The sequence below is a fragment of the Pyxidicoccus caerfyrddinensis genome (genome assembly GCF_010894405.1).
GTDB classification, from domain to species: Bacteria; Myxococcota; Myxococcia; order Myxococcales; family Myxococcaceae; genus Myxococcus; species Myxococcus caerfyrddinensis.
The window spans coordinates 1-4,874 of sequence record NZ_JAAIYA010000071.1; the positions used below are offsets into that span (position 1 = coordinate 1).

General features: G+C 69.1%; 3 protein-coding genes. 2 read left to right on the forward strand and 1 reads right to left on the reverse strand.

Going from position 1 to position 4,874, the window contains the following annotated elements:
• Positions 1 to 1,016, forward strand: a 1,016-nt coding sequence (locus G4D86_RS51410) for an efflux RND transporter periplasmic adaptor subunit (RefSeq protein WP_164003049.1), incomplete at its 5' end; no start/stop codon positions are given.
• Positions 1,017 to 1,029: 13 nt separating this feature from the next.
• Positions 1,030 to 4,176: an efflux RND transporter permease subunit gene (locus G4D86_RS51415; RefSeq protein ID WP_164003050.1), complete on the forward strand. Its 3,147-nt coding sequence runs from the start codon at positions 1,030 to 1,032 to the stop codon at positions 4,174 to 4,176.
• 58 nt (positions 4,177 to 4,234) lie between these two features.
• Here the strand turns inward: G4D86_RS51415 and G4D86_RS51420 are convergent, their stop codons facing one another.
• Positions 4,235 to 4,609, reverse strand: a complete 375-nt coding sequence (locus G4D86_RS51420; RefSeq protein ID WP_164003051.1) for a DUF488 domain-containing protein — start codon at positions 4,607 to 4,609, stop codon at positions 4,235 to 4,237.
• Positions 4,610 to 4,874: the final 265 nt, after the last annotated feature.

Below are 4,874 nucleotides of genomic sequence, written 5' to 3' on the forward strand. Positions count from 1 at the left end.
AGTACCTCGGCTCGCTGATGTCGCGGCAGAGCGTCACGGTGCTGCCGCAGGTGGGCGGCTACGTGCGCCGCATCCACGTGAAGCCCGGCCAGCAGGTGGAGGCCGGAGCGCCCCTGCTGGAGGTGGACGCGCGCGAGGACACGGCCGCGCTCGACAGCGCCCAGGCCCAGCTCAGCTCCACCAAGGTGAACCTGGAGCTCTCCCGCCGCACCCTGGCCCGCACGGAGGCGCTCCAGAAGGAGGGCCTCGCGAGCGCGCAGGAGCTGGAGGCCGCCCGCGCCCAGGTGGAGGCCGCCGACGCCGCGTCGCGCTCCTCCGCCGCGCAGGTGACGCAGCGCCAGGTGCAGCTGCAGTTCAACGTGGTGCGCGCGCCCTTCGCCGGCACCGTGGGTGACGTGCTGGTGCGACTGGGTGACTTCGTCAGCGCCACCACGCCGCTGACCAGCGTGGCGCAGGCGGACGTGCTCGAGGTGAGCGCGTCGGTGCCCTCCTCGCGCGCCCGCGCCCTCAAGCCCGACACGGCGGTGGAGCTCCTCGACGCGAAGGGGAAGGTGCTGCTCACCAGCACCGTCTTCTTCGTCGCGCCGCAGGCCGACCCGCGCACCCAGCTGGTGGAGGTGAAGGCCGCCTTCCGCAACACGGTGGGCATGCGCCCCAGCGAGCTGGTGCGCACGCGCATCGTCTACTCCGTCCGGGACGCCCTGCAGATTCCGGCGCTCGCGGTGGTGCGCCAGAGCGGCCAGCCCTTCGCGCTGGTGGTGCAGGAGAAGGAAGGCAAGACGGTGGTGGAGCGTCGCCCCATCACCCTCGGCGCGCTGGGCGAGCTGGCCTACGTCGTGGAGAAGGGCCTGAAGGCGGGAGACCTGGTCGCGGTCTCCTCCATGCAGGCGCTGCGCGACGGCATGGCCGTGAAGGTGAAGGTTGCGCCCCACGCCGAGGCGCCGGCCGAGGCCCTGGGAACCACGCCGACGGCTGGCGGCACAGGAGGCGGCGCGCCCGTGGGCGGCAGCCGCTGAGCCGGAGAACACCATGTTCGTCGACTTCTTCATCCGCCGGCCCGTCTTCGCCATCGTCTGCTCCATCCTGCTGACGCTGGTGGGGGCCATCGCCATCCCCACGCTGCCCATCGCCCAGTACCCGGACCTGGCGCCGCCGCAGGTCACCGTCACCAGCACCTACGTGGGTGCCAGCTCCGAGGTGGTGGAGAGCGCCGTCACCATCCCGTTGGAGCAGGAGCTCAACGGCGTGGAGGGCATGCGCTACATCACCTCCACCAGCAGCAATGACGGCACCAGTCAGATCACCATCACCTTCGAGCCCACGCGCGACATCGAGGTGGCGGCGGTGGACGTGCAGAACCGCGTCAGCCGCGCCGCCGCGCGCCTGCCCGCGCAGGTGAACCAGACGGGCATCGTCGTCAACAAGGCCTCCAGCCAGATGCTGATGACGGTGGCGCTGTTCAGCCCCGACGAGCGCTACGACGCGAAGTTCCTCAGCAACTACGCCGATGTGAATCTCAAGGACGCCATCAAGCGCGTTCGCGGCGTGGGCGAGGTGCGCATCTTCGGTGAGCGCAAGTTCTCCATGCGCCTGTGGCTGGACCCCACGGAGCTGGCGCGCCGCAAGCTCACCCCGCAGGACGTGACTCGCGCCCTCCAGGAGCAGAACCTCCAGGTGGCCGCGGGCTCGGTGGGCCAGCCGCCGTCCGCCGAGGACCAGCCCTACCAGCTCGCGGTGCGGGCGCGGGGCCGGCTCGTGGAGCCGGACGAGTTCGGCGAAATCGTCCTCATGCGCCAGAACGACGGCAAGAGCGTGCGCGTGAAGGACGTGGGCCGCGTGGAGATGGGCGCGGAGAACTACGGCACGCTGCTGCGCTTCGGCGGCAAGCAGGCCGTCGGCCTCGCCATCTTCCAGCTGCCCACCGCCAACGCGCTCGACGTGCGTGACGGCGTCTACTCGGAGCTGGAGCGGCTGTCCGCGCAGTTCCCCCCGGGCATGGTGTTCCAGACGGGCACGGACACCACGCTCGCGGTGCGCGCCTCCATCCACGAGGTGCTCCAGACGCTGGTGGAGGCGATTGCGCTCGTCATCCTCGTCATCTTCCTGTTCCTGCACGGCTGGCGCAGCGTGCTCATCACCGCCTTCACCCTCCCCGTCTCGCTGGTGGGCACCTTCGCCTTCGTCCAGTTGATGGGCTTCTCCATCAACACCCTCACCCTCTTCGGCCTGACGCTGGCCACGGGTCTGGTGGTGGACGACGCCATCGTCGTCATCGAGAACATCGAGCGGTTGATGGTGGAGCGGCACCTGACGCCCGTGCAGGCCGCGCGCGAGGGCATGAAGGAAGTGTCCGGCGCGGTCATCGCCATCTCCATCGTGCTGGTGGCGGTGTTCGTCCCGGTGGCCCTCTTCCCCGGCACCACCGGCGCCATCTACCGGCAGTTCGCGCTCACCATCGCCGCGTCGGTGGCCCTCTCCACCTTCTGCGCCCTGACGCTCACGCCCGCGCTGTCCGCGCGGATGCTCAAGCACCAGCAGGGTGAGAAGTGGATCTTCTTCCGCTGGGTGGACAAGGCGCTGGATTGGACGCGCGCCGTGTACGGCCGCAACCTGCGCAAGCTGCTGAAGCACCCGCTCATCGTCCTGGTGGCGTTCCTCCTCTGCATCGCCGGCACGGTGGTGCTCTTCCGGGCGGCGCCCACGGGCTTCATCCCGGATGAAGACCAGGGCTACCTCATCATCTCCGTGCAGGGCCCGGAGGGCATGTCGCTCGCCCAGACGGAGAAGGTGCTGGCCGAGGCGGAAGCCGTGCTCGCCAAGCAGCCGGAGATTCGCGCGGTGTTCGCCATCGGCGGGTTCTCATTCCAGGGCACGGGTCCCAACATGGCCACCATGTTCACGGCCCTGAAGCCGTGGGAGGAGCGGCCGGGCAAGGAGCACACCGTGGCCGCGCTGGTGGAGCGGCTGCGTGGGCCGCTCGGCCGCATTGGCGGAGCGCGCGTGATGCCCTTCCAGCCCCCGGCCATCCGCGGCGTGGGCAGCGTGGGCGGCTTCCAGTACATCGTCGAGGACATCGCCGGCACCAGCTCGCTGGACCAGGTGGCCGCAGCCGTCCAGGCGCTGATCGCGAAGAGCAACGAGAACCCGCAGCTGCGCGGCGTCTTCACCGCCTTCAACGCCGACACGCCGCTGCTGGACGTGGAGGTGGACCGGCAGAAGGCCAAGGCGCTCGGTGTCCCCATCGAGCAGATCTTCGGCACCATGCAGGTCTACATGGGCAGCCAGTACGTCAACGACTTCAACTACGCGAACCGCACGTACCGCGTCTACGTCCAGGCCGAGCAGCAGTTCCGCGACAGCCCGCAGGACATCGGCGCCTTCTACGTGCGCAGCGACAGCGGGGACATGATTCCGCTGGAGTCGCTGGTGCAGGTGGAGCCCACGGTGTCCGCGCAGGTCATCCGGCACTACAACCTCTTCCGCGCGGTGGAGGTCAACGGCCAGGGTGCACCGGGCGTGTCCTCCGGTCAGGCGCTGGAGGCGATGGAGGCGCTGTCAGCGCAGGTCCTGCCCCAGGGCATGAGCGCGGAGTGGACGGGCATCAGCCTGGAGCAGAAGCAGAGCGGTGGTCAGACGCTGATCATCTTCGGCCTGGGCCTGCTCTTCGTCTTCCTGGTGCTGGCGGCGCAGTACGAGAGCTTCAGCCTTCCGCTGGTCATCATCTTCTCGGTGCCGCTGGCCATCATGGGCGCGCTCGGGCTGCAGTTGCTGCGCGGGTACGCCAATGACGTGTTCTGCCAGGTGGGACTCGTCATGCTGGTGGGTCTCGCCAGCAAGAACGCCATCCTCATCGTGGAGTTCGCGGAGCAGCTGCGCGAGGGCGGCAAGAGCGCCATCGACGCGGTGGTGGAGGCGGCCGAAGTGCGCTTGCGTCCCATCCTCATGACGTCGATTGCGTTCCTCCTCGGCGTGGTGCCGCTGATGACGGCGTCGGGCGCGGGCGCGGCGTCTCGCAACTCGCTGGGCACGGCGGTGTTCGGCGGCATGCTCGTGTCCACGGTGGTGAACTTCGTGTTCATCCCCGGCCTCTACGTGCTGATGCAGAAGCTGCGCGGCGAGGCGAAGCGGTCCACGGGCGAGGCTGAAGCGGTGCCGACTCCGGCTCCGTCGCACTGAGACGCGAGCCTTCGTGAGTCACCTACGCGGGGCCCGGGTTTCTACCCGGGCCCCGTTTTCATTTGCGGCGCGCGGCCTCGATGAGCTGGGCGAGGAGCGTGCGGTGGCAGATGGGCTCGAGGATGCAGTCCTTCGAGCAGAGCAGCGTCACCGACTCGCCCTGATCCACCCGGGCGGCCAAGGCGGCAATCTTGTCCTGCTGGGCCTGCATCTGCTGGACGTACCGCTCGCGGTAGGCGTCGAGGGTGATGGGCGACTGGCCCTTTCCGTAGAAGGCGTCGAAGAGGTCCGGGCTGGGCGCCAGATCGCTCATCCACACGTCCCACGTCTCCTTGGCCTTGGGCAGGCCGCGGGGGCGGTAGCGGCAGACCAGGACCCGGTAGCCGTCATCCGGCTCCGCTGGCACACACCAGCGCTTGGTCTTGAGGGGCATCTCGGATCAACGCCAGGACGGCTGCTGGGTATTCCGCCAGGGCTTACCGGAGATCTTACTGGCGCATGAATGAATACAAACATGCGACATGCCTTCAAGTACCTGTAACTGCTTGGCTTCTGTCATGGATCAAGGTCGGCACGCGCCCTGCTATGGGGTACCGCGGGCAGCACGGGGCGGTACGGGGCGGTGGGCAGGACGGGCGGCGGGTTGGGCGGGCAGGACGGGCGGCGGGTTGGGTGGGCAGCACGGCGGTACGGGGCAG